Annotated in this window: 19 protein-coding genes and 1 tRNA gene; all 20 read left to right on the forward strand. The window is 42.1% G+C overall.

The features are described from left to right. On the forward strand, positions 1-127 hold a 127-nt coding region (locus tag RDQ32_RS11150), incomplete at its 5' end, for a Holliday junction DNA helicase RuvB C-terminal domain-containing protein (protein ID WP_308579675.1). A 15-nt stretch (positions 128-142) separates the two neighbouring features. After that, positions 143-589: a cell division protein ZapA gene (locus RDQ32_RS06895; RefSeq protein ID WP_308579649.1), complete on the forward strand. Its 447-nt coding sequence runs from the start codon at positions 143-145 to the stop codon at positions 587-589. Between the two features lie 78 nt (positions 590-667). Next, positions 668-2011: a U32 family peptidase gene (locus RDQ32_RS06900; protein ID WP_308579650.1), complete on the forward strand. Its 1344-nt coding sequence runs from the start codon at positions 668-670 to the stop codon at positions 2009-2011. Continuing rightward, positions 1971-2801: a hypothetical protein gene (locus RDQ32_RS06905; RefSeq protein ID WP_308579651.1), complete on the forward strand. Its 831-nt coding sequence runs from the start codon at positions 1971-1973 to the stop codon at positions 2799-2801. The genes RDQ32_RS06900 and RDQ32_RS06905 overlap by 41 nt, the downstream gene beginning before the upstream one ends. 10 nt (positions 2802-2811) lie before the next feature. Then, the gene (locus RDQ32_RS06910; RefSeq protein ID WP_308579652.1) at positions 2812-4182 is read left to right on the forward strand and encodes an FtsW/RodA/SpoVE family cell cycle protein; all 1371 of its coding nucleotides are present in this window, start codon (positions 2812-2814) and stop codon (positions 4180-4182) included. Between the two features lie 29 nt (positions 4183-4211). Then, positions 4212-5663: a penicillin-binding transpeptidase domain-containing protein gene (locus RDQ32_RS06915; RefSeq protein WP_308579653.1), complete on the forward strand. Its 1452-nt coding sequence runs from the start codon at positions 4212-4214 to the stop codon at positions 5661-5663. Between the two features lie 105 nt (positions 5664-5768). Then, positions 5769-7565, forward strand: a complete 1797-nt coding sequence (locus RDQ32_RS06920; RefSeq protein ID WP_308579655.1) for an ABC transporter ATP-binding protein — start codon at positions 5769-5771, stop codon at positions 7563-7565. 1 nt (position 7566) lies between these two features. Next, entirely contained in the window at positions 7567-9327 is a 1761-nt protein-coding gene (locus RDQ32_RS06925) for an ABC transporter ATP-binding protein (protein WP_308579657.1), read from the forward strand. Between the two features lie 204 nt (positions 9328-9531). Continuing rightward, entirely contained in the window at positions 9532-11298 is a 1767-nt protein-coding gene (locus tag RDQ32_RS06930) for an ABC transporter ATP-binding protein (protein ID WP_308579677.1), read from the forward strand. Then, a complete protein-coding gene (locus RDQ32_RS06935) occupies positions 11288-13186 on the forward strand; it encodes an ABC transporter ATP-binding protein (RefSeq protein ID WP_308579658.1) in 1899 nt (632 codons plus the stop codon). Before RDQ32_RS06930 ends, RDQ32_RS06935 begins: the two co-directional genes overlap by 11 nt. A gap of 120 nt (positions 13187-13306) precedes the next feature. After that, positions 13307-13379 (forward strand) — tRNA-Thr (locus RDQ32_RS06940). Positions 13380-13522: 143 nt separating this feature from the next. Further along, a complete protein-coding gene (locus tag RDQ32_RS06945) occupies positions 13523-14053 on the forward strand; it encodes a NusG domain II-containing protein (protein WP_308579660.1) in 531 nt (176 codons plus the stop codon). A gap of 101 nt (positions 14054-14154) precedes the next feature. Then, on the forward strand, positions 14155-15153 hold the full coding sequence (locus RDQ32_RS06950) for an NlpC/P60 family protein (RefSeq protein WP_308579662.1): 999 nt from the start codon (positions 14155-14157) through the stop codon (positions 15151-15153). Positions 15154-15406: 253 nt separating this feature from the next. After that, positions 15407-17563 carry a carbohydrate-binding domain-containing protein gene (locus RDQ32_RS06955; RefSeq protein WP_308579664.1) on the forward strand — a complete coding sequence of 719 codons (2157 nt, stop codon included), beginning with the start codon at positions 15407-15409 and terminating at the stop codon, positions 17561-17563. 104 nt (positions 17564-17667) lie between these two features. Beyond that, positions 17668-18429 (forward strand): L,D-transpeptidase family protein, encoded by a 762-nt coding sequence (locus tag RDQ32_RS06960; protein WP_308579666.1) that lies wholly within the window; start codon positions 17668-17670, stop codon positions 18427-18429. A 159-nt stretch (positions 18430-18588) separates the two neighbouring features. Then, positions 18589-19446, forward strand: a complete 858-nt coding sequence (locus RDQ32_RS06965) for a YitT family protein (protein WP_183683971.1) — start codon at positions 18589-18591, stop codon at positions 19444-19446. Beyond that, positions 19436-20563, forward strand: a complete 1128-nt coding sequence (locus RDQ32_RS06970; RefSeq protein WP_308579667.1) for a hypothetical protein — start codon at positions 19436-19438, stop codon at positions 20561-20563. The genes RDQ32_RS06965 and RDQ32_RS06970 overlap by 11 nt, the downstream gene beginning before the upstream one ends. An 8-nt stretch (positions 20564-20571) precedes the next feature. Next, positions 20572-21543: a tRNA-dihydrouridine synthase family protein gene (locus tag RDQ32_RS06975; protein ID WP_308579669.1), complete on the forward strand. Its 972-nt coding sequence runs from the start codon at positions 20572-20574 to the stop codon at positions 21541-21543. Then, entirely contained in the window at positions 21534-22622 is a 1089-nt protein-coding gene (gene fliB, locus RDQ32_RS06980; protein WP_308579671.1) for a flagellin lysine-N-methylase, read from the forward strand. Before RDQ32_RS06975 ends, fliB begins: the two co-directional genes overlap by 10 nt. Before the next feature lie 145 nt (positions 22623-22767). Next, positions 22768-24252, forward strand: coding sequence for a DUF1846 domain-containing protein (locus RDQ32_RS06985; protein ID WP_308579673.1), 1485 nt, complete (start codon positions 22768-22770; stop codon positions 24250-24252). The last annotated feature ends 75 nt before the right edge of the window (positions 24253-24327 follow it).

The raw sequence follows: 24327 nt of genomic DNA on the forward strand, positions 1-24327 counted from the left end.
GGATCGGGGAACCTTAGAGGATATGATAGAACCCTATTTGATTTTACAAGGTCTGATAGACAGAACCCCCAGGGGAAGGATTGCAACAAAACACGCGTATCAACATTTAGGACTGAGTGAAGCATAGGAAAAGGTGGAGAAAATGGCAGATAAAAAGACAATACAGGTCATTATTGACGGAAAAATTTATGTCCTAAGTGGGGAGAATTCCGAGTCTTATTTACATGATGTGGCAGATTATTTAAATCATAAAATTGAAAGCATCCGTAAGGAAATGTGGAATTATAATAAGCTGGAGGAATCTGTTCGATCCCTTCTGCTTCAGATTAACATTTGCGATGAGCTTTTTCAGGAGCGAAAAAAGGTGGAGGAGATGCAGGAGCTTTTGGATCAGGAAAAAAGCGAGAGCTACTCCTATAAGCACGACCTGGTAAAGACCAAGTTAAAGCTGGACGGGGTTTTACAGGAGTTGGAAAGTACCCAGAAGAAGCTTTTGGCTTTGGAAAAGAAGGAAGGAAAGGAAAAGACTTCTCATGAAAAGTCTACTCATGAAAAGTCTTCTCATCAGGGAAGCAATAAAGAGGAATAATCTTCTATAGGAATTAGGGGGTTAGAGAGAAGCCGTTTCTTCCGAATTTGGCTATAGCTAAGGATGGAGTAAGTAAGGATGCCAATCCAAAACAAAGAAAATATAAAAGAAAAAAAGCTTTATGAAGCAGAGCTTTTGGCCCCGGCAGCCTCCTTGGAAGTATGCAAGGTGGCTGTTTTTGCCGGAGCGGATGCCATCTATATGGGAGGACAAAAATATTCCGCAAGAGCCTTTGCCAAGTCTTCTTTATCGGAAGAGGATGAGCTTTTGGAGGCTATTCATTTTTGTCATCTTTATAATAAAAAGATTTATATGACCTTAAATACCCTCTTTAAAGAGGGAGAAAGAAAAGAGCTATTCAGCTATATGGATCCCTATTATGAAGCGGGCTTGGACGGGGTAATTATTCAGGATCTGGGTATTGGAAAAATGTTGGCTGAGGCCTATCCGGATCTTCCTCTTCATGCCAGCACTCAGATGACGGTACACACCAAAGAAGCCGTGGGCTTAATGGAAAAGCTGGGCATGGAAAGGGTTGTGCTCTCCAGGGAATGTTCCTTGGAGGATATCTCCGATATTGCCAAAGCTTCCCCCTTGGAGTTGGAGGTTTTTATTCACGGTTCCATGTGCTATAGCTACTCCGGAGCCTGCTTTATGTCTTCTCTTCTGGGAGGACGATCCGGAAACCGGGGAAGATGTGCCGGAACCTGTAGACTTTGTTATAGCAGTAAGGGGAAAAAAGGAAACTATCTGAGTATGAAGGATATGTTTACCCTGGATCTTTTGAAGGAGCTATTGGAGGCAGGCGCCTATTCTTTAAAGATTGAGGGAAGAATGAAGTCCGCTCTTTATACCGGAACAGTGGTTTCCATTTACAGAAAATATCTGGACTTGGCTCTTCAGGGAAGGTCCTATCAGGTTTCCGAGGAGGATAAAGCCCTCTTGAAAGAGGTTTATGACAGAGGAGGCTACAGCTCCTATCTGGAACAACATAACGGGGAGGATATGATTGCCTTCGGGGAAAAGCCCTTCCGAAAGGAAAAGGAAGAAGTGCTTTCCAAGCTGAAGCAGGAAATGGAAGAGAGAGAAAGAAAGATTCCTTTAAAGGGAAGCTTGCTCTTGTCCTATAACGAAGTTCCCCATTTTACTTTAGAGGGAGATGATGGACTTTTCATTTCCGTAGAAGGAAGCCAGCCTGTGGAAAAGGCTAAGGAAAAGGTGCTTTCCCGGGAACAGATTACAAAACAAATGAAGAAGATGGGAAATACGGAATTTTCCCTGGAAGAATTTTCGATTCTTGGGGAGGATGATATTTTCTATCCCCTTTCTTTCCTGAATCAGTTACGGAGAGACGGTGTAGAGAAAATGAGGGAGGCCATTCTTGGGCAGTATAGACGGAATCAAAGACTTGGGGGAAATTAGGGTTTCCATAGAAAGAGGAGAACAGCTTAAGGCTGTTCTTCAGTTTCCCTTTATTAAAGGAATTTATCTGGATGAAGGCGCATTTTCCGAGGAAGAACTCCTGAAATATCGTGGGGAGATTCAGAACAGCGGAAAATGGGCGGGACTTCGTTTTCGAAGAATTCAAAGAAGGGAAGACCGGGGAAGAAGCCCGAAGGATTGGATGGAAGAGGCGAAAAATGAAGAGGGTTTCCGTCATTTTCTCCTTCGTACCCTGGATCAGGTGGCTATGCTGCAGGATTTTCCGGATAGGCAGTTTTCCACCTGCTTTGACTACACCCTCTATAGCTATAATCAGGCTGCCATGGAGGTATGGGAATCCTTGGGAGCAAAAGAAATGTGCTTTCCCATTGAATTTCGGTTTCAGGAGGATATGGCCTTTTCCGAATGGGCAAGAAGTAGAGGAATCTCCACGGAGCTTCTTTGCTACGGACACCTTCCTATGATGGTCAGCGCCAACTGTATAGAAAAAACCAGAAATGGCTGTACCGGAGGAAACAATGTGGTGTCTTTACAGGATAGGCAGAACAAGAGTATGCCGGTTCGCCTCTATTGCAAATACTGCTATAATCAAATCTATAACAGCGATGTTTTATCCTTGTTGGGGCTGGAAAAGGAAGTGGAAAGGATCGGCGCCTCTTCTTTTCGCTTTGATTTTACGGTGGAATCGGAAAAGGAAATCCTGGAGCTTTTTCAGGGAAGGCCTTTAAAGCAGTTTACCAGAGGACATTTTCATAAAGGAATAGAGTAGGGGAGAAAAGATGGGTAGTCTTTTTAGTACATTTACGAAGATTGTATGTATGGTGTTGATGCTACTGTATTGTTACAGTCTGTTTCGAAACCTTTCCCTGGATTATGGGGATGGAAAACGAAGACTGGCAAAGTTTCTTTACCAGATTTTATTGTTCTTACATTTTCTTTGTCATGGGGTTTTGTTCTTCCATACGAAGGACTTCTTTTATCTGATGATGTATGGGGCGGAGCTGTTTTTTCTTCTGCTCTATCCCTTCCTTTGGAAGAAAATCTATCCTACCTTCAGCGAGACGCTCTTGTATAACCAGTGTCTTCTCTTGAGCTTGGGATGGATTATGCTGGAAAGATTAAATACGGATAAGGCTATGAAGCAGTTTGCCATTTCCGTGGCAGCCAGTTTCCTGGCTTTGCTTATTCCCTATTTCATCGATAAAATCTGGGACTTTCAAAAGGGAAGAATTGCCTTTGCGGTACTGGGGATTTTCCTGCTTTCCTTGGTCCTTATTGTGGGACGGGTAAGCTTTGGCGCCAAGATGAGTTTGAATTTCTTCGGCTTTTCCTTCCAGGCGTCCGAATTTGTTAAAATCAGCTTTGTTTTCTCCGTTGCAGGGTTTTTATCGGAGGAGCAAAATCAAAGAGGAATTTACAAGGCGGCAATTGTGGCTATGCTCCATGGCATTGTGCTGGTGCTGTGTAAGGACTTAGGCTCTGCCCTGATTCTTTTTATGGCCTTTTTGTTTATGCTTTATGTTTCCAGCAGCCAATTTTTGTATCTGGCTCTGGGCTTTGGGCTTTCCGCCCTGGCGGGCTTTGTATCCTATCATTTATTCTCTCATGTACGTACCAGAGTTTTTGCTTTTATGGATCCATGGAAGGATATTGCGGGAAAGGGATATCAGATTACCCAGTCTCTTTTTGCTATCGGTACGGGAGGCTTTCTCGGTTTAGGCCTTTTTCAAGGCTTGCCCAACAAGATTCCCATCGTGGAAAATGATTTTATTTTCTCCGCCTTGTCCGAAGAAATGGGAGGAATTGTGGCGATTTGCGTGATTCTCGTCTGTCTTTCCTGTTTTATGCAAATGATGATGATGGGAATGGACATGGAAAGCCTCTTCTATAAACTCATCTGTATCGGTTTAAGTGTGATTTATGTGATGCAGGTCTTTTTAACTATCGGTGGAGCCATTAAATTTATCCCCTCCACGGGAGTGACTTTGCCCTTTGTCAGCTATGGCGGTTCCAGTATGATTTCCAGTTGTATTCTTTTTGCCATCTTCCAATCTCTCTTTGTTATCCAAGGAAAGGAAGATGCCATGGATGAAGAGGAAGAAGAACAGCAGGCACCGAAGGGAAAGAGGAGAAGAGCCATTTATGAATAAGCTGAGAAATTCCGGAAGAAGGGTAAATTATGAAAAAGTATAATAATTCCAGAAGAAAGCCAAGCAACAGGGAGATGAAGGGAATTACCTATTTCTTTGTCCTGCTTTTCTTTTCCATGATTGTATATTTTTGTTATTTTATGCTGGTCTTGGCTCCGAATCAGATTTCCAGCCCCTACAATGCCAGAATTGATTATCTTTCTTCCAAGGTTATCAGAGGCAGTATCCTTTCTTCTGATGGAAAGGTATTGGCAAAAACGGAAAACGGGGAGGGCGGAGAGAAAAGGGTATATCCGGAGGGAATTGCCTTTTCCCATCCTATCGGCTACAGCAGTAAGGGGAAAACCGGGGTGGAGTCCATGGCGAACTTTTATCTGAGCCGTTCCAGTATTAACCCCTTACAAAAAATCATTAATCAGGCAGAGGAAATCAAGAATCCCGGAGATTCGGTAGTACTTAGCTTGAATTCTTCTTTACAATCCCTTGCCTATTCTTTGTTGAAGGATAAGAAGGGGAGTATTGTCTGTATGAATCCGAAGACCGGAAGAATTCTGGCGATGGTTTCCGCACCTTCCTTTACGGAAGAGGATATTCAGAACAACTGGGAAGCTCTTACTTCCTCCGACAACAAAGACGGAAATCTTCTGAACAGGGCGACCCAGGGACTTTATCCTCCCGGCTCAACCTTTAAGCTTTTGATGGCTTTAGAGTATATTCGGGAGCATCCTGCGGATTGGCAGAGCTTTAGCTATACCTGTAAGGGAGAATATGTGGATCCGGAGAATTCCTCCTATGTGGTGCATTGTTATAACGGAGAGGTTCACGGAAAGGTGGATTTGGAATCGGCCATTGCGGATTCCTGTAATTCCGCCTTTGCCAAGCTGGGAACGGAGATTGATCCGATTCGATTAAAGGCTTTGGCGGAAAGCTTCTACTATAATCAAAAAATAGATATTGGTTTGTCTGCCAATGCAGGGCAATTCACTTTAGCGGAGAATGCGGATGTTTGGGACAAGATGCAAACCGCTATCGGACAGGGGGCTACCCTTTGTACTCCTCTGCAAAACCTTTGCATGGTTTCCGCCATTGCCAATGGAGGAAATCTGGTCTATCCAAGCCTTCTTGCTTCAGTACAGAATGCCAATGGCACAACGGTAAAGGAGTTCCCTTATGGGGAGAGTCATAGCCTTCTTTCTCAGGGAGAAAGTGATGCCTTAAAGCAGTTTATGAGAAAGGTAGTCACGGAGGGAACCGCCAGTGCTTTACAGACGGATGCCTATAAGGTTTGCGGAAAAACCGGTTCCGCCCAGGTGAAGGTGGGAAGTGATTTAAAGACCAATGCCTGGTTTGTAGGCTTTGCCCCCATGGAGGATCCGGAGATTGCGATATCCGTTATTGTGGAAGAAGGAGAAACCGGCGGAAAGACCGCAGCGCCAATTGCCAGAAAGGTATTGGATCAATATTTTCATAAAGAAGGATAAAAAGGGTATTCCTTCCATAGCTCTAAAATTGTTTTACAAGAAGAAAAGAGCAGTTATAGGAGAATGAAGGTCATTTAAGGAGTCAATAGTTAGAGGAGTAGTAAGATGAGAAGAATACTGTCCTATATGGAAAAGGTGAAGGGGAAAAGTATTTTGGCCCCCCTGTTTAAGTGTCTGGAAAGTATGTTTGAGCTCTTTGTTCCTTTAGTTATTGCCGGAATGATTGATCAGGGAATCCGTAAGGAGAATATAGGGGTGATTTGGCATAGCCTTTTCCTGCTCTTAGTCTTAGCCTGCATTGGTTGCCTTACCGCTGTCATTGCCCAGTATTTTGCGGCAGAGGTAGCAATGGTGGTGGGAAAATCCTACCGTAGAGACTTGTTTCACAAAATTCTTTCTTTACCCTACAAAGATTACAATGAGCTTTCCGCATCTTCCTTGATTACCAGAATCGGTCCGGATATCTTTCAGATTGAATCTACGGTGAATATGGTGCTTAGGCTTTTAATGCGCTCTCCTTTTATTGTTGTGGGGGCTTGCATCATGGCCTTTCGAATCAGCCCCGGCCTATCGCTTTTGTTTTTTGTGGTATTGATTCTTTTATCCTTTGTAGTTTTCGGAATTATGGCTCTCACCATGCCCTTTTACAAAAAGATTCAAATCAGTTTGGAAAACATTACCAGAAAATACAGAGAAAATATAATGGGTATCCGTGTGGTACGGGCCTTTTGTCAGGAAGAGAAGGAAGAAGAGGAATTCCGGGAAAAGAACCAAAATTATACCAAGGTGCAGATTGCAGTGGGAAAGATTTCCGCTTTGTTGAACCCCATGAGTATGCTTCTGATTCAACTGGGGCTTATGGGCATTCTGTATTTTTCCTCAAAATTGGTCAATGACGGCAGGCTCTTTCAGGGAAATGTGGTGGCTCTGACCAACTATATGAGCCAGATTTTGGTGGAGCTTCTAAAGCTTGCCAATCTGATTATTTTGATGGTTAAAGCTTATGCCAGTATTAGCCGAATTGAAGAGGTGATGGAGCGAAAGAACGAAGAAGATCAGTCTGTTAACGATAAGGAAGCAGCTACTCTTTCAACAAGAAATCAAGCCACAGAAAAAGTGCAAAAGCAGGAGCTTGAAGCCAATGCTTCTTCTGACTCAAACAAGGCCGGTATCCTTCTAAAGAATCTTTCTTTTTCCTATGAAGTCGGAGAGGAGAGGGCTCTTTCCGATATCAGTTTTTCTTTAAAAGACGGGGAAAGCTTAGGAATTATCGGTGGTACAGGATCCGGAAAATCCACCTTGATATCTCTAATTTGTGGATTTTACGCGGATTATGAGGGAGAAATTTTCCTTTGGGGGAAGAATTTAAGAGATTATTCGAAAAGAGAACTTAGAGAAAGTATTGCTTATGTCCCTCAGAAGGCGGTACTTTTTTCCGGAACCCTTAAAGAAAATCTTCTTTGGAGAAAGCAGGAGGCAAAAGATGAAGAGCTTTGGAAAGCTTTGGAAATCGCCCAGGGAAAAGATTTTGTAGAGGAAAAGGGAGAGGGCTTGGATTTGTCTGTCAGTATAGAAGGAAAAAATTTTTCCGGTGGACAAAGACAAAGACTTTCTATTGCAAGAGCTTTGGTTGGGGATTCCAAGCTTTTAATTTTGGATGATTCCTCCTCCGCATTGGATATGCTGACAGAAAGAAAGCTGCGAACAGCATTGGAAGAATATCAAGGGGAAAAAAGCCTTTTGGTAATCTCCCAAAGAGTATCCAGTATCAGGCATTTCCCAAAGATTCTGGTTTTAGACCAAGGTAAGTTAATCGGACTGGGAAGTCATCAGGAACTTATGGAGAATTGTTCTGTATATCAGGAAATTTGTGCTTCTCAGAAGCAAGGAAAGGAGGCGTAATATGACCAGGCAAAACGGAACTGCAGCTGAGTCTTTTTGGAAACTTTTCGCCTTCATCAAACCTTATAAATTCAGCTTGCTTCTTTCCATTATTTCAGCTTTTCTCTCCGTAGTATTTTCCCTCTTTCTTCCTATCCTTTTGGGAAAAGCCATAGATAAGATTGCCGGAAAATCTGCAGTGGATTTTGCCGGATTGGGACAGATTTTAAAACTTATGTTGATAGTGCTTATCCTGGCAGTGGTTTTCCAGTGGATAATGAACCAAGTGAATACCTATTTAAGCTTTCATGTGATTGAAGATTTACGGAAGAAGGCTTTTTCTCATATTCAAGCCGTTCCTTTATCCTCCATTGATTCCAAGGAGCCCGGGGAGATTTTAAGCCGTTTAACTACAGACATAGAACAGATTTCACAGGGATTATTTGTTCTACTGAATCAGTTTTTGCAGGCGGTGTTCAGTATTTTGGAAACTGCATTTTTTCTCTTTCTTCTGGAATGGAGAATTGCTCTGATCCTTTTGGCGCTGACGCCTCTTTCCTTTTTTATCGCAAAGTTTATATCCAAGCGCGCTTACCTGTATTTTCAGAATCAGTCTGAGAGCAGAGGAGAAATCGCTGCCTTCAGTACGGAGGCTATCGGAAATGCGAAGCTTCTGAAGGCCTTTATGCAGGATGCCCCAAAAGAGGCTTTGTATCAGGAGAAAAATGAAAGACTTTCCCGATATAGTATGCAAGCAAATTTCTACAGCTCTTTGGTTAACCCCTTTACCCGTTTTTTAAATGCTTTAGGCTATGCTTTGGTTGGGGGAGTTGGAGCACTGTTTTGCTTACAAGGGACCTTAAGTATTGGGCAGTTATCCTCTTTATTGGCTTATGCCACCCAGTATGCTAAGCCCTTTAATGATATTACTTCCGTGATTACGGAAATTCAAAATGCTTTAGCTGCCGCATCCAGGGTTTTTGACTTTTTGGAAGAAGAGGAGATGATGCCAAAGGCGGAGAATAGGGAATTACCAAAGCCTGTGGCAGGATGCTTGGAGCTTTCCGGATTGTATTTCTCATACACGAAGGAGCAAAAGCTGATTCAAGATTTGAGCCTTTCCGTACAATCCGGACAAAACATTGCTATTGTTGGACCTACAGGATGCGGAAAAACAACCTTAATTAATCTTTTGATGCGATTTTATGAACCGAATCAGGGAAGCATTGCGATTGACGGAATGCCCTATGGCAGCCTTTCGGATCATAGCCTGCGTTCTGTATATGGCATGGTTCTACAAGATAGCTGGTTAAAGTCGGATACGGTTTTGGAAAATATTCGTTACGGTTCTCCGGAGAAGAGTAGAGAAGAGGTTATGGAAGCAGCTAAACGGGCAGGCTGCCATCATTTTATTTTACAGCTTGCAAAAGGCTACGATACAATCCTTCCGGAGGACGGAGGCAATCTATCCCAGGGACAGAAACAGCTCCTCTGTATTGCCAGAGTAATGTTAAGGGATCCGGCCATTTTAATTTTGGATGAAGCTACCAGCTCCATTGATACCAGAACGGAAGAGAAGGTACAAAGAGCTTTTCGGGAAATGCTAAAGGGCAGAACCGCTTTTATTGTGGCTCATCGTCTTTCTACGATTCAAAATGCGGATTGTATCCTGGTGATGAAGGATGGTAATGTCATCGAAAAGGGAAGTCATGAAGAGCTTTTACAGCAGAAAGGTTTTTATAAGAACCTATATGAAAGCCAATTTCAGGGAGCGGAGAATTGAATTTTGCCTACACTTGACAAGTTGTTAAATCATCCATAAAATTGCAAAGTTTAGAAAAATCAAACAGTAAACAGAAGAGTAAGCAATAGAATATGCGCTACATAGAGAAAACACAGTGCAAAACAGCGCATTGTAAATTCCATGCATAGTAAATTCTATGTACAGTAAGAGAAGGAGGGGGAAACAGTGCAAGAGGAAAAAGTCATGCAGGAAGATAAAATACAGGTATTGAAAATCCTGTCAAAATCCATTCGTGAATTTAAAAAAGACTCTATACTTTGTCCGCTATTGGTTACAGGAGAAGTCATTCTGGAATGTATGATTCCTTTTTTTACTGCTCAATTAGTGAATAGAATGAAGGAAAATGCCTCCATGCAGATGATTCTTCATTACGGATTAATCCTGGTGGTGATGGCCATACTTTCTCTTCTTTTCGGCCTTTGGGCGGGGAATTTTGCAGCTTCCGCCTCTACCGGTTTTGCCCGGAATATCCGAAAAGATATGTTCCAAAGAATTCAGGGCTTTTCTTTCGAGAATATTGACCGCTTTGAAAGCTCATCTTTGGTAACCAGATTAACCACAGATATCAGCAACGTACAGATGGCCTATATGATGCTGGTTCGTACTGCCTTCAGGGGACCTTTGATGGTGGTCTTTTCCTTTGTCGCAGCCTTCATGATGGGGGGCAGAATGGCTATTATTTTCTGTTTTGTGATTCCTATTTTGGCTATCGGTTTAATCCTTATTACCAAAAAAGCTATGAAGATTTTCAACGAAATCTTTAAGCGATACGATGCTTTAAATGAGTCTGTGGAAGAGAATATCCAGGGAATGCGGGTGGTGAAAACCTATGTCCGAGAGGACTTCGAGAAAGAGAAGTTTAATGAAAAGGCAGAGTCTTTGGCAAAGGACTTTATTTCTGCAGAAAAACTGATTGCCATTGCCAACCCCTTGATGCAATTTTGTCTTTTTGTGGTGGTTATCTTTGTCTTAAGCTTCGGTTCCTATCTGGTGGTCAGCACCGGTGGTGTTGATTTGGATGTAGGACAGCTTTCCGCCCTGTTAACCTACAGCTATCAGATTCTTTCCAGCCTTATGCTGGTGGCAATGGTCTTTGTGATGGTGGTAATTTCCGCTGCCTCCTCTCGAAGAATCGCTGAGGTTTTAACGGAAGACAGTACCATGAAGAATCCTGAAAATGGTATTAAGGAAGTAAAGGACGGCTCTATTGATTTTAATCATGTATTCTTTAAATATTCCAAGGATGCGAAAAAGAATGTTTTAACAGATATCTCCCTTCATATTCCCTCCGGACAAACAGTAGGGATCCTGGGAGGGACAGGTTCTGCAAAATCTTCTCTTACCCAGTTGATTTCCCGTCTTTATGATGTGACGGAGGGAGAAGTCTTGGTTGGCGGTGAGGATGTTCGAAAATACGATATTCAAGCTTTAAGAGATCAGGTGGCTGTGGTATTACAAAAGAATATTCTCTTTTCAGGAACAGTGGCGGAAAACCTTCGCTGGGGAAATCCAAATGCTACACAGGCTGAACTGGAAGAGGCCTGCAGACTGTCCCAGGCTGCAGAATTTATTGAAAGAATGAAGGACGGCTACGAAAGCCATGTGGAGCAGGGAGGAAGCAACTTCTCCGGAGGGCAGAAGCAAAGACTTTGTATAGCCAGAGCTTTATTAAAGAAGCCCAAGGTTTTAATTTTGGATGATTCCACTTCTGCAGTGGATACCAAAACCGATGCTTTTATTCGAAAGGGCTTTAAGGAATTCATTCCGGATACCACGAAAATCATTATTGCCCAAAGAGTTTCCTCTGTAATGGATGCGGATCAGATTCTGATTATGGACAAGGGAGAAATCATTGCCAGAGGTACTCATGAGGAACTTATGGAGAATTCTCCGATTTACAGAGAAACCTATGAGTCACAGAACAGAAAGGAGGTAGAGAATGGAGAATAAGGGAAGACCAAAGAATTTTATGAAGACCTTAGGCAGAATCATAAAGGACTTATTTTCCTTTTATCCAACACTTCTGCCTATTACTCTTTTGTTTATTGTAATTAATGCGGTAGTAACCTCTATTCCGGCTATTTTCCAGCAAAAGATTATCAGCCTGATTGAAACCGTTTATAAAGAAGGAAATTGGAATGCGGTATCCTCCGATATTTTAAGATTGGTTGGGATTTTGCTGGTATTTTACACAATCTCCTTGATTTGTGCCTATTGCTACAATATGAACATGGCGACCATTACCCAGGGATCCTTAAAACAGTATCGACAGAAACTCTTTAATCATATGCAGGATCTGCCCATTGCTTTTTTCGACCAAAATAAAACCGGGGACATCATGAGTCATTATACCAATGACATTGATGCTATGAGACAGTTCATCTCCATCTGTATTCCTCAGGCTATTTCTTCCTTGATTACGGTAATTACGGTAGTTTCCATTATGCTGTATTATTCCCTTTGGCTTAGCCTTATGGTGCTTTTAGGCTCCTTCTTTATGCTTCGAATCATTAAGGTAATTGGAGGAAAATCCAGTCATTACTTTGTTCGTCAACAGGAGGAGCTGGCTCGTTCCGAAGGCTTTATTCAGGAAATGATGAATGGACAGAAGGTGGTTAAGGTCTTTAACCATGAGGAGAAGAGTATACAGGATTTTGACCGCTATAATGACGAACTGTTCCGGGTTTCCAACGAAGCCAACCGTTACTCCAATGTGATTATGCCGATCTTAAACAATATCGGAAATATCCTTTATGTTTTGGTTGCCATTGTGGGAGGCGCACTTTTGGCTTTCCATGCACCGAACATTTCCATTTCCGGATTAAGCTTAAGTATTGCCATTGTCATCCCCTTCCTGAATATGACCAAGCAGTTTGCCGGTGTAATAGGACAGATTTCCTCTGAGGTCAATGCCGTGGTTATGGGTGTTGCCGGTGCAGGTCGTGTTTATCAAATGATTGATGAAGAGGTGGAAGAGGATGAAGGAAAAGTTTGCCTTGTAAATTGCTCCCATGAGGGAGACCGTTTAGTAGAAAGCAATAAGAGAACAGAGCTCTGGGCTTGGAAGAGTATTTTACCGGACGGAAGCATTTCCCTGAAAGAACTGAAAGGGGATATGGAACTAAAGGGAGTGGATTTCTCCTATGATGGAAAGCGAAAGATTCTAAAGAATATTGATGTCTTTGCAAGACCGGGAGAAAAGGTAGCCTTTGTAGGTGCTACCGGTGCAGGAAAAACCACCATTACCAACCTTTTGAACCGCTTTTATGATATTCAAAAAGGAGAGATTATCTATGACGGCATCAATATCCGGGATATTGCCATTTCGGATTTAAGGAGATCTATTGCCGTTATCCTACAGGATACCGTACTCTTTACCGGAACTGTAATGGAGAATATTCGTTATGGAAAGCTGGATGCTACGGATGAGGAATGTATTGCGGCGGCAAAGCTTGCGGGAGCGGATGATTTTATTACAAGACTCCCTAAGGGCTACGATACGGAATTAAGTGCAAATGGGGGCAATCTTTCTCAGGGGCAGAGACAGCTCTTGTCCATTGCCAGGGCGGCGGTAAATGATCCCCCTGTTCTAATCATGGATGAAGCTACCAGCTCTATTGATACCAGAACGGAGGCTATTGTTCAAAAGGGTATGGATGCTTTAATGGCAGGAAGAACCGTTTTTGTCATTGCCCATAGACTTTCTACCGTACAAAACTCTGATGTCATTATGGTTTTGGAACAGGGAGAAATTATTGAACGAGGCAGTCATAAGGACTTGATTGCGGCAAAAGGAAAGTACTATCAGCTCTATACCGGTGCCTTTGAGTTGGAGTAAGCTTACAGTTTCTGTAGCTTTAGAGCGAAATAAGCTTGAAGTTTTTGTATCGTAGAAGCGGAATAAGCTTGTATTTCGCTCTTGCCATGGAGAAAGAAGCTGTGCTATACTGCGGGGGATGCCACAATAGCACAGTCGGTAGTGCATCTGATTCGTAATCAGAAGGTCACCAGTTCAAGTCTGGTTTGTGGCCTCTCTTTAGCGGGGAAGCAGAGTAGGCTTCCCTGCTTTTTTATTCATAACGAGTATCGATTGCAAAGTGTGCGATATCTCGTTTCATTGGTGATTTTTTTTGAGTAAAACGGTCGATAGATAAAATAGGGAGTTGAAAAAGATATGGAAGTGCAGAAAAAGGAAGAAAAGAAAACAAGCATGGAGCCGGAGCCTTCTGAAGCAAAGGAAAAGCAGAATTTGGCAGATAAGAATGGTTCACCGGAAGGGGAGAAGAGAAAGGAACAAAAGAGAGTCCTTATCATTCTTCTTCTTGTATGTTTAATGGCAGCTTTATCTTTTTTTCTTCCAAAGGCTTTTGCCAAAAAGGATGCCAGAAAGGTACAGATTCTAAAAAACGGAATTGTTCTGATTGAAAAAAATCTCTCGGAAAACAGCAAAATTTTGATTATGGATAACGAGGCCAGAGAAGTGGACTTTAAGGAAAATCTGGCATCCCTTTCCGAAGATGAGGTAAATCCTGCAAAACATGAGGTGAACTTTATAGAAATTAAGGATGGAAAGGTGCTTTGTACCGAATCCAACTGTAATAATCAAATCTGTGTACGGACCCCGGCCATCAGTGTGGAAAATCCGGACCTGCCCATTGTGTGTCTGCCCCATGGCTTAATCATTCAAATTATTACAAAATCCTAACATTTCCCCGGATTAGCTTACAAATCTCATTTCGAACTTGCGAAAAAAGAAGCTATGCTTTATCATGCAGATGTATCATTTTATTAAAAAAGGAAAAGAAAATGAAGAAGAATTGGAAAATTTTAGTAGTGAACTCTATTTGTCTGATTTCTCTTTTTTCTGCCATCCCGGCTTATGCAGGTCGTTGGCAGAAGGGAAACGGCAAGAACAGCAATAAATGGTGGTACAATCATCAGGATGGAACCTATCCAAAGGCTACCTGGGCTTGGATTGACGGTAACGGTGACGGCATTGCAGAGTGCTATTATTTTGATGCCAACGGATGGCTAAAGTCCAATACCACGGTGGAGGGATATAAGGTAGATACTACCGGTGCCTGGCTTAAAGATGGTGTTGTGCAGGTGAAGGCTATCGGAGAAGCGGGAGTTTATACCAACGGTAAGAGCGAGTCCAGCTCCGGAACCATTGATGTGATGGGTTCTGACTTGGATTTGGGAACAGCAGTTTCCGATCAGGAAAACCAGAAGCCTTCTGTGGAGAAAAAGAGCTCCGCTTCCAAGAAGGCAAGTGCAAAGGAAGAAAAGAAGAGCGGACAGGATGTTCTGGAGGTTTCCGGCTCTTATTCCGGCCCCGAAGTGGAAGGGGACAGCAATCTTGCAACGGAAAAACCTGCTAAGAATAAGGCTGAGAATTTCAGCGGAAATGTTGGAAACAGTGCACAGGATTTAAAGAAGTCCGAGGCAACGGAGTTAATCAGCTATGCCCGTTCCTTCATTGCAGTACTTCCCTATAAGGTGGCAGGAACTTCTCTTAGTACCGGTGCGGATTGTTCCGGATTTACCCAGGAGGTATTTAAGAAATTCGGTATTTCCATCCCCAGAGATTCCCGTTCCCAGTATGCTTCTGCGCAGAAGATTTCCGCGGAAGAGTTAAAGCCCGGCGATTTAGTATTTTACGGTTCCTCCCCAAGTACCATTTATCATGTGGGAATTTATTCCGGAAACGGAACCATTATCCACTGTACAAGAACCGGTGACTTTGTTCGAGAGCACGATGTTTTCTACAAGAAGCCATACGGATACGGAAGATACACAAAATAATTTTCTTTTCTTCAATTCTATAGATAAAAAAACAGCAAAAAGATCGATAGATTCGGCTCATACGGATTTATCGGTCTTTTTTCATGTTCTTAACGAGATATCGCACGCGTAGTGTGCGATATCTCGTTTGAAACTTTTTGACATTTTTTCAGTTTCATTTCAGTAACCCTTTCTATACTGGGGCTATCTCAAAAAGAAAGGAGATGTTGAAATTGAAAAAGCAGAACATATTCTTTTTGGGAACAAGAAAAGGATGAAAAAGGGAATCTATGGAAAAATGAAGAAGGATTATTTTAGGGAGAATTATTTATCTGAAGAGTACAGAAAGGAAAAGAAAAAAATGAAGAAGAAAATGAAGGTAAATTACAATAAGCTTGCAGTCTTGGCTTTAGGTCTGGGATTAAGTAGCATTATGGTGGCCTGTGGAAGTACAGCCAATGCAGCACAGAATAAAACAGTGAGCAACAACACACAAGCTACAAGCCAAAAGTCGGCAGAAAAGTCTACGGGAAGTGAAACGAAGATTACCGTGGAAAACGGAGAGATTAAAACCAACGGAAATGGCGTTTTTGTAGAGGGAAAAATCATTACTATTTCCGCTGCGGGTAACTATAGACTTTCCGGAAATTTGGAGGATGGTCAGGTGGTGATTGCGGCGGGAGATACACATAAGGTCAATTTGATTTTGGATAACTTCAGCATCAGCAATAAGGAAACAGCTCCGATTTATGTGAAGACCTCCGGGGATTTCACCCTAACTCTGGCAGAGAATTCCAAGAACTCCGTAGAGGATCTTAGAGAAGCCAATACCACAGAAGACAGCAATTCCAATTCTTCCAATAATAAGACAGAGGATATTCCCGATGCGGCAATTTACAGTAAATCTGATTTAATATTAAGCGGAAGCGGTAGTCTGGACGTCAAAGGAAATTATGAGGACGGAATTCATGGTAAAGACAGCTTAACGATTGAAGGCGGAAACTATACTGTCGAGGCTACAAAGCACGGCATTAATGGTAAGGATAATCTGACGATCAATGATGGAAGCTTTACGATTACTGCAGGACAGGACGGTTTTAACACCAATGGAGATATGACGGTATCCAAGGGAAGCTATACTCTTTCCGTTTCTGACGACGGTATGCATGCTGACGGAAAGCTGGTGGTAAATGAAGGAACGGTAAATATCGAGAACTCCAACGAGGGACTGGAGGGCGCTTCTATTGATATTAATGGAGGTACGATTACCGTAAAGTCTCAGGACGACGGTTTAAATGCGGCCAGCGATAACAGTTCCGGAAACGAATTTGCGGCACAGGAAGGAGTATATATCAATATCAATGGCGGTACCCTTCGGGTAAATGCAGGAGGTGACGGTCTGGATTCCAACGGAGACTTAAACATTAGCGGCGGAACTCTTATAGTAGATGGCGCCGGACACGGAAACGGACCCTTAGATTACAATGGAACAGGAACCATTACCGGAGGTACGGTTTTGGTAGCCGGAAATAACGAAATGTTCCAGACCTTTGACGGAAACAGCTCTACCCAGGCCTTTATGGTAGATTATCTCAGCAATAATCAAAATGCGGAAACTGCAATTAAAATTAGCGACAGTAACGGAAAAGAAATCTTCAATGTTTCCGATTTACAAAATAGCTACGGCGTAGTACTGTTCTCCTCTCCGGATCTTAATAATAATCAGAGTTATAAGCTTTCCGTAGGCGAAAATACAGAAGAATTTACCGTAAGCTCTATTGCCAATACCCTGGGAAACAGTAATGCCATGGGTGGTGGAATGGGACAGGGCGGTGCTCCAAACGGAGGCTTTAACGGCGGACAAAATGGAGGACAGAATGGCGGAGGTCCACAGGGCGGTCCCCCAAGCGAAGGATTCCAAGGCGGCATGAACGGCGACCAAGGAAGACAAGGGGGCAGAGGGCAAGGTCATCAGAATGGCAACCAAGGAATGCACGGAGATAGAGGTCAAGGAATGCCCGGCGAAATGGGTGAATTCCCCGGTGGAGATGGCAACAACTTCCCCGGTAATCCCCCCGGTGACAATGGCATGGGAATGCCTCCAATGAATAATGGCAACCAGGCGATGCCCGGTGGCAGAGGTCAGGGTGGTATGAATGGTGGTCAAGGAATGCCCGGCAGAATGGAGCGAGGGGGGATGAATGGAAACCAGGGTATGCCCGGAGGTGGAAGTCGGGGTGGAATGAATGACCGGCAGGGAATACCTCCAATGAACAATAATCAAGGGGAAGAAAAAGCTAATAAGTTCAGAAATAAATCCGCTAAACAATCCGGAAACAGTTCTGAGAATAAGTCTGACATAAAATCTAAAAACAGCTCCCCACAAAATAATTCCGGAAACAAACCCGCAGATGGAAATACAATTAAATAGCTTGAGGAGATAAGTTCTATTTTTCCTTTACAAGTTTTTCTGAATTGGATATGATGTTATGGATTATATCAAGCTATTTCAGAACGATGAAGGAAAGGAAAACTATGAGTTTATTCTCCATAAAGAAAAATACAAAAAAGACTAAGAAGGTGTTTGTAAGCATCCTGTTCCTTAGTCTTTTTTGTCTGTCTATGATATTTACCGCCTTTGCAGGACCGGGGGAGCTATATCAGAAAAAACTGGAATCCCAAAGTTCTACATCCAGTAACGATGCTGAGATTCGAATCGGAAAAAAGCTTTTCCAAACAGAGATCGGAAAAAAGGAAGAACAACTTCTTGTAATGCTGGACCATGAATTGAGCCTTTGGAACAAGGGAGAGGATCGCTATTATTTACAGTGGAAAACATACAACGGCTATGGCAGAAACGGTTTGAAAGAAGGAACAGAAAGAAAGGAAGGAGACGGAACCACTCCTTTAGGTGCTTATCCTATTTCCTTTGCCTTCGGCTTTCCAAGCTCTGTGAATACCAAGCTTCCTTATAAGCAGATTCAAAAGACTTCCTATTGGTCCGGAGAGAAAAATACTTACAATACCTGGGTGGAAAGTCCTACGAAGATTACCGGGGAAAGATTGTATTCCTATAAGATTTGCTATGAAAAGGCTTTGGCCATCGGATTTAATCAAAATCCCGTAGTATTTGGTAGGGGCTCCGCTATTTTCTTACATATCAAGGCGCCGGATACCTGGGAGAGCTCCGGCTGTATCACCATTGAAAAGCAGGCGATGGAAGACTTACTTCCTTTACTAAAGGAAAAGCTGAGTATTATTACCTTACAAAAAGAGGATGAACTTCAAAAGTATTAAAATATTCGGAAGCATCTAAAGAGCTTTAAAAAGTATAATAGTTTTTGAAGAGCATTTAAGCTTTTAAAGAGCATTTAAGCTTTTAAAGCGTTTTAAGGCATTTTTATAAAATGTTGCAAGGAACTATGGAATGGAATCCACAGTATTGAAGGAGGAGAAATGGATAACAAGAAAAAACGTTTGATTCGGGACTATTGTTATATGATTATAGGCTCCCTATTAATTTCCATTGCCTCCAAAAATATTTATGATCCGGCAGGATTAATTATCGGAGGAGTTTCCGGTATATCCATTATCCTTCGACACTTATTCGGTCTGCCCTTGTGGTTAAGTAATACCGTTATTAATATTCCGCTTTTTGGTCTTGGATATCTCACTAAGGGATGGAAATTTATTGCCAGAACCATATTTGCCACCATGCTATGCTCCTTTATTTTGTATGTACTTCCGGATTATACTCTGATTCCTGCAGATGATTTATTTTTAGACTCTGTGATTGGTGCCATTCTTATGGGAATTGGCTGCGGCTTGGTCTTTGCGGCATCCAGCACTACCGGTGGAACGGATTTGATGGCTGCGATTATTCAAACTCGCTTTAAGCATATATCCATTGCGAAGCTTTTACAGTTCTGCGACGGTGCTGTAGTGCTTTGGGGATTACAGCTCTTTGGGGTAACCAAGGCCTGCTATGCCATTGTATCCGTATATGTTTTCACCAAACTTTGTGATTCCTTTATTGACGGTATGCACTTTGCTAAGGCGGTTACTATTATTTCCAATAAGGGAGAGGAAATTTCTCAATGGATTATGAAAGAGCTGGAACGAGGCGTTACCGGTATTGATGCGAAGGGAATGTATACCAGACAGGGAATTACCATGCTGTACTGTGTGCTGAGTCCAAGAGAGGTGACCAGAGTGAAGGACCAGGTTTACAGTATGGATGATAAAGCATTCTTTATCATTTCCGATGTGCGAGAAGTACATGGCGAGGGTTTTATCAATCATAATGAAGATTAAAAGCATTACCATTCGTAAATCCAAAAATATTGTATTGCTTATCTTGGCAGGATTGGTGCTTCTATCCTGCCTTTTTCAGTATCCGGATTTTTCTTATCTAATGAGTTTTCCTGTAGAGAAGTATTTTTCCATGCTTTCCATTCTGCTTCTATCCGTGTATTTGATGGAAAGCCAATATTTGCATCATTTGGTGTACAAGCAGTTAAATCGCAGTAAAACAAGAAAAGGCTTATCCCGCAGACTGATTTTCTTTAGCTTTCTATTTTCTACCTTTTTTGGAGATACTTTGAGTCTGTTTGTGATGATTCCCATCACATTGGACAGCCTGGGAAAAGAAAAGAATTGTAAATATCTTCTGGTGCATACTCTGGTTCTACAGGTTTTAGCCGGAGAGATCGGAAGCTTTCTCTTTCCCTACACCAGCCTCTCTTCCCTATATTTGTTTTTGGAATATGGCTATAGCTTTCTGTCCTTCTTACGGATTAGCTTTATCTTCTTCCTTTTTGGAGGAATCTTTTTGCTTCCCTATGTACTCATTTTTAAAGAGGAAGAAAATGCCGTATTTCAGGGAAATTTCAGGGAAAGCAAGCTGGATGCCAATGCTCTGATTCATTTTTCCCTGTTTTCCCTTTTAATATTCTTATCTTATCTTCGGATTATTCCGATTCTTTTGCTTTTTCCCGTCCTTATCTTTTATACGCTTATTTTTCGAAGAAGAATATTTTTAAAGCTGGATGGCTTTCTTTTTCTCTTTCTCTTTTTGATTTTGTTGTTAAAGGAAAGTACCTATCATAGTGCATTGCTTAGTCGCTTATTTGGAGAATGGATTCTGGCCCATGAGACTAGTCGAGGCTTTATCCTATCGGAAATTTTCACAAGACTTCCTGCCGCTGTACTGTTGTCCTCCTTCAGTACCAAGGGAAGACAGCTGATTGTGGCTTCCATACTATCCACAATTCATCCCTTGGCGTTAAACTATAGCAGTATTATGGCTATTGTTTTCTTGCGAAGAGCGAAGCTTGTAAACCTGAAGCTTTTTCTTTTGCATTATCTGATGGTGCATGGGCAAATGCTGATTATTCTGTTGTTTTTGGCATTTTTCACCGGTAATTTTTAGGAGAGATCATGAAGTATTATTTTGCTCCATTGGAATCCATTACAGGCTATCCTCTTAGGAATGCCCATAGAGCTTTGTTTCCGGAAACGGACGCTTATTTTAGTCCCTTTATTTCTTCCAATGAGGAAGGGCATTATACCGGAAGAATTGAACGGGATTGTGCAGTAGAGAACAATAATGACTTAGTGCTGATTCCCCAAATTATGGGAAATCGTCCGGACTTTGTCCATGCGACTATGGAATATCTGGAGAGTTTGGGATATCGAGAGTGTAATTTAAATCTGGGCTGTCCCAGCGGAACCGTGGTGGCTAAAGGGAAAGGCTCCGGCATGCTTAGAAATCCGATGTTATTGGAAGACTTCTTTCAAGAGCTTTTTTCCTTGTTGAAGGATTCAAAAATGAGAGTCTCTATAAAGACAAGGATAGGTTTAAATACAGAAGGAGAATGGGAAGAGCTTTTTGCGGTATTCAATCATTTTCCTTTTTCGGAAATCATCGTTCATCCCAGAACCCAAAAGCAGTATTATTCCGGCCGAGTGAATTTACATTGTTTTCAAAATATTTGTAAATGCTCTAAGCTTCCCCTTGTATATAATGGAGATGTGGAAACAAAGGAGGATATTTTGTTCCTACAGGAACATTTCCCCGGGATACAGGGAATTATGTGCGGTCGAGGGCTCCTGTCCAATCCGGCTCTTTTTCGGGAAGTTCGAGGCGGAAAGGTATTGGAGGAAGGAGAGTTTAAGAATTTTCTCAGTTTGGTGGAAGAGAATTTTGCCAAAGAAATTCAAGGAGAAAGAAATATATTGGCAAAGTACAAAGAATTTTGGAGCTATTTTGCCAAGTCCTATCAAGGCGGTGAAAAAGGCTTAAAGGAGGTTCGAAAGGCTAAAAATTTGGCGGAATACAAGGCGGCCAAATATCGCTTTTTTGCAGAAAGCCATTTTCAAGTAAGGGAGGGATTAAGCCTATGCTTTTAGAGTATCCTCTTTTTTATCCGGATTTTGCCTGTATAGGGAAAACTTGCAAAGACAGCTGTTGCAAAGACTGGTTAATTGACATTGATTGTGATACTGCGGAAAAGTATCAAAAAATGGGCGGTGCTTTAGGAGAGAAGCTTAGAAAGAAGCTCCATAAAAAGGACGGCGAATTTTATTTTGAGGTGGAGAAGGATGGAAGATGTCCATTTCTTCAGGAGAATGGTCTTTGCGAAATCCAGAGAGAAAAGGGAGAAGAGGAACTTTCCAAGGTCTGTGATGCTTATCCCAGAAAAGAATATATTGTTCATCCTTATATGCAGCTTGATCTGCATTTATCCTGTGAAGAGGCAGCTAAGGCTATCCTGTCCTGGAAAGGGGAACTGATTAGGGAAGAGTTGGAGGATGAAAGAATTTCCGAAGTGGAGGATATTCCGGAAAACGGCTTTGACCACAACGGACGGAATGAACTTCTGGTTTCTCTTTTGGCTTTTCGCCAAGGTCTTTGGGAGGCCTTACCCGACTTTCCTAAGGATATTCATGGATTTTTTGCGGAGCTGAAAACGGTATTTTTACAGGGAGAAGAGCTTTTGTTTTATGAAAATAAGGCTTTTCCGTATGATGAAGAGCTGGAAGCTTTGGAAAACGGACTCAGGTCGTCGTTTTTTTCAGAGGAAAGCTTTAGAGAATATTGCAAAATGAATGAGGAAATTCAAGGGAGAGGCGAATTGTGGAAGAGTTTTCTGACAATTTTTCATAGGGCGGAAAAGGATTTGCCGGAAAAAATGCAAAGCCTTTATGGAGAAAGAGAAACGGTTTATTTGGAAGAACTCTGTCGATATTATACTTTCCGCTATTTAATGACGGGGCTAAAGAAGAAATCCATTCTACCTTTATTCCATCTTATCAGAAAGAGTATTCTTTGGATGGCTTATACGGAACTGCTCTTGCAATATTTTGCAAAGGAAGAGGAGAAAAAGCTTTTCTTCTATGGAGAAAATGAGAGTTTTCGCAGGGTAGCGGTATTTTTTTCCAAAGAGGTGGAACACCAAAAAAAGAATATGGATTTATTTCTGGGATAAAGAAGAAAAAAATAGATGCAAAAATTCCAAAAAGCAGTATAATAGCTTTTTTGTTGTAGGGGATTTGAAGTGGATTTCATGCAAAAGGAAGCTTCAGAAAAGAGCTTTTTGAAAAAATTAGCAGAGTAAAAAATAGGAGGGAAAGATGGACAAGATCGGTTTTGATAATGACCAGTATTTAAAAACCCAGTCAGAGCATATCAAGGAAAGAATTGCGAAGTTCGGCGGAAAGCTTTATCTGGAATTCGGCGGAAAACTTTTTGACGATTATCATGCCAGCAGAGTGTTACCGGGATTTCATCCGGATAGTAAGATTAGGATGCTGGGGGAGCTTAAGGATGATGCGGAAATCGTGATTGCTATCCATGCCGGGGATATAGAGAAGAATAAGGTCAGAGGCGATTTGGGCATTACCTATGATATGGACGTGCTTCGTTTAATTGACGCTTTCCGGGGTTATGGTCTTTATGTGGGTTCTGTGGTTTTAACCCGTTTTGCCGGACAGGAAAGTGCCATTGCTTATCAGCAGAAGCTGGAGTCTTTGGGAATTAAGGTCTACCGTCACTATTCCATTCCTTCCTATCCCTCCAATGTTCCCCTGATTATCAGTGACGAGGGCTTCGGAAAAAATGATTATATCGAAACCTCCCGCTCCTTGATTGTGGTAACAGCACCGGGACCGGGTTCAGGAAAGATGGCAGTTTGTCTTTCTCAGCTTTATCAAGAGCATAAGCATGGGGTAAATGCAGGATATGCCAAGTTTGAGACCTTCCCGATTTGGAATATTCCCTTGCAGCACCCGGTAAACCTGGCCTATGAAGCGGCTACAGCAGATTTAAATGATATCAATATGATTGACCCGTATCATTTGGAGGCTTACGGTGTAAGCACCGTAAACTATAATCGTGATGTGGAGGTCTTTCCGGTCTTAAAGGCCATGTTTAATAAAATTTACGGAAGCTCTCCCTACCAGTCACCTACGGATATGGGAGTCAATATGGCCGGAAACTGTATTATCGATGAGGACGCGGTTTGTAAGGCCTCTCAACAGGAAATTATCCGAAGATATTATGCGGCTTTGGTAGAAAAAAGAAAGGGAAGCATTTCTTCTGATATAGTGGAGAAGGAAGAGCTTTTAATGGAGAAAGCCAATATCAGTATTGCGGACCGTCCCGTTGTTGCTGCTGCAAAACAAAAGGCGGAACTGACCAATGGCCCCGCTGCCGCAATTTCTCTTCCGGATGGCAGTATTGTTACCGGAAAGACCACTCCTTTATTGGGAGCCTGTGCAGCCATGCTGCTTAATGCATTGAAAAAATGTGCGGGACTTCCGGATGATTTAAAGGTGATTTCTCCGGAAATCATCGAGCCTATTCAGCATTTAAAGGTGGAGCATCTGGGAAATCATAATCCAAGACTTCATACCGATGAGATTTTGATTGCTTTAACAATTTCCGCCAATACGGATGAAAATGCGGAGAAGTGTATGGAGCAGCTGGCACAGCTCAATCAGTGTGAAATGCATTCCACAGTGATTCTTTCTCAGATTGATGAAAAAACCCTTGGAAAATTGGGAATTCGTTTAAGCTGTGAGCCACAGTATCAAAATAAAAAATTATTCCATTCCTAAACATCGGATGCGTAAAGGGAATCAGTACAATAGAGCTATCCTACATTGTTTACCGGATACATAATTTAGAAAAAA

It is taken from the genome of uncultured Oribacterium sp. (assembly GCF_902481605.1).
Taxonomy (GTDB): Bacteria; Bacillota; Clostridia; order Lachnospirales; family Lachnospiraceae; genus Oribacterium; species Oribacterium sinus.

What these genes read in the sequence shown, in the direction of transcription:
- RDQ32_RS06975 (WP_308579669.1), top strand. Translation starts at nt 20,572, where the DNA reads ATGAAGTATTATTTTGCTCCATTGGAATCCATTACAGGCTATCCTCTT.
- RDQ32_RS06945 (WP_308579660.1), top strand. Translation starts at nt 13,523, where the DNA reads ATGGAAGTGCAGAAAAAGGAAGAAAAGAAAACAAGCATGGAGCCGGAG.
- RDQ32_RS06895 (WP_308579649.1), top strand. Translation starts at nt 143, where the DNA reads ATGGCAGATAAAAAGACAATACAGGTCATTATTGACGGAAAAATTTAT.
- RDQ32_RS06915 (WP_308579653.1), top strand. Translation starts at nt 4,212, where the DNA reads ATGAAAAAGTATAATAATTCCAGAAGAAAGCCAAGCAACAGGGAGATG.
- RDQ32_RS06925 (WP_308579657.1), top strand. Translation starts at nt 7,567, where the DNA reads ATGACCAGGCAAAACGGAACTGCAGCTGAGTCTTTTTGGAAACTTTTC.
- RDQ32_RS06955 (WP_308579664.1), top strand. Translation starts at nt 15,407, where the DNA reads ATGAAAAAGGGAATCTATGGAAAAATGAAGAAGGATTATTTTAGGGAG.
- RDQ32_RS06965 (WP_183683971.1), top strand. Translation starts at nt 18,589, where the DNA reads ATGGATAACAAGAAAAAACGTTTGATTCGGGACTATTGTTATATGATT.
- RDQ32_RS06935 (WP_308579658.1), top strand. Translation starts at nt 11,288, where the DNA reads ATGGAGAATAAGGGAAGACCAAAGAATTTTATGAAGACCTTAGGCAGA.
- RDQ32_RS06930 (WP_308579677.1), top strand. Translation starts at nt 9,532, where the DNA reads ATGCAGGAAGATAAAATACAGGTATTGAAAATCCTGTCAAAATCCATT.
- RDQ32_RS06950 (WP_308579662.1), top strand. Translation starts at nt 14,155, where the DNA reads ATGAAGAAGAATTGGAAAATTTTAGTAGTGAACTCTATTTGTCTGATT.
- fliB (WP_308579671.1), top strand. Translation starts at nt 21,534, where the DNA reads ATGCTTTTAGAGTATCCTCTTTTTTATCCGGATTTTGCCTGTATAGGG.
- RDQ32_RS06900 (WP_308579650.1), top strand. Translation starts at nt 668, where the DNA reads ATGCCAATCCAAAACAAAGAAAATATAAAAGAAAAAAAGCTTTATGAA.
- RDQ32_RS06970 (WP_308579667.1), top strand. Translation starts at nt 19,436, where the DNA reads ATGAAGATTAAAAGCATTACCATTCGTAAATCCAAAAATATTGTATTG.
- RDQ32_RS06960 (WP_308579666.1), top strand. Translation starts at nt 17,668, where the DNA reads ATGAGTTTATTCTCCATAAAGAAAAATACAAAAAAGACTAAGAAGGTG.
- RDQ32_RS06910 (WP_308579652.1), top strand. Translation starts at nt 2,812, where the DNA reads ATGGGTAGTCTTTTTAGTACATTTACGAAGATTGTATGTATGGTGTTG.
- RDQ32_RS06920 (WP_308579655.1), top strand. Translation starts at nt 5,769, where the DNA reads ATGAGAAGAATACTGTCCTATATGGAAAAGGTGAAGGGGAAAAGTATT.
- RDQ32_RS06985 (WP_308579673.1), top strand. Translation starts at nt 22,768, where the DNA reads ATGGACAAGATCGGTTTTGATAATGACCAGTATTTAAAAACCCAGTCA.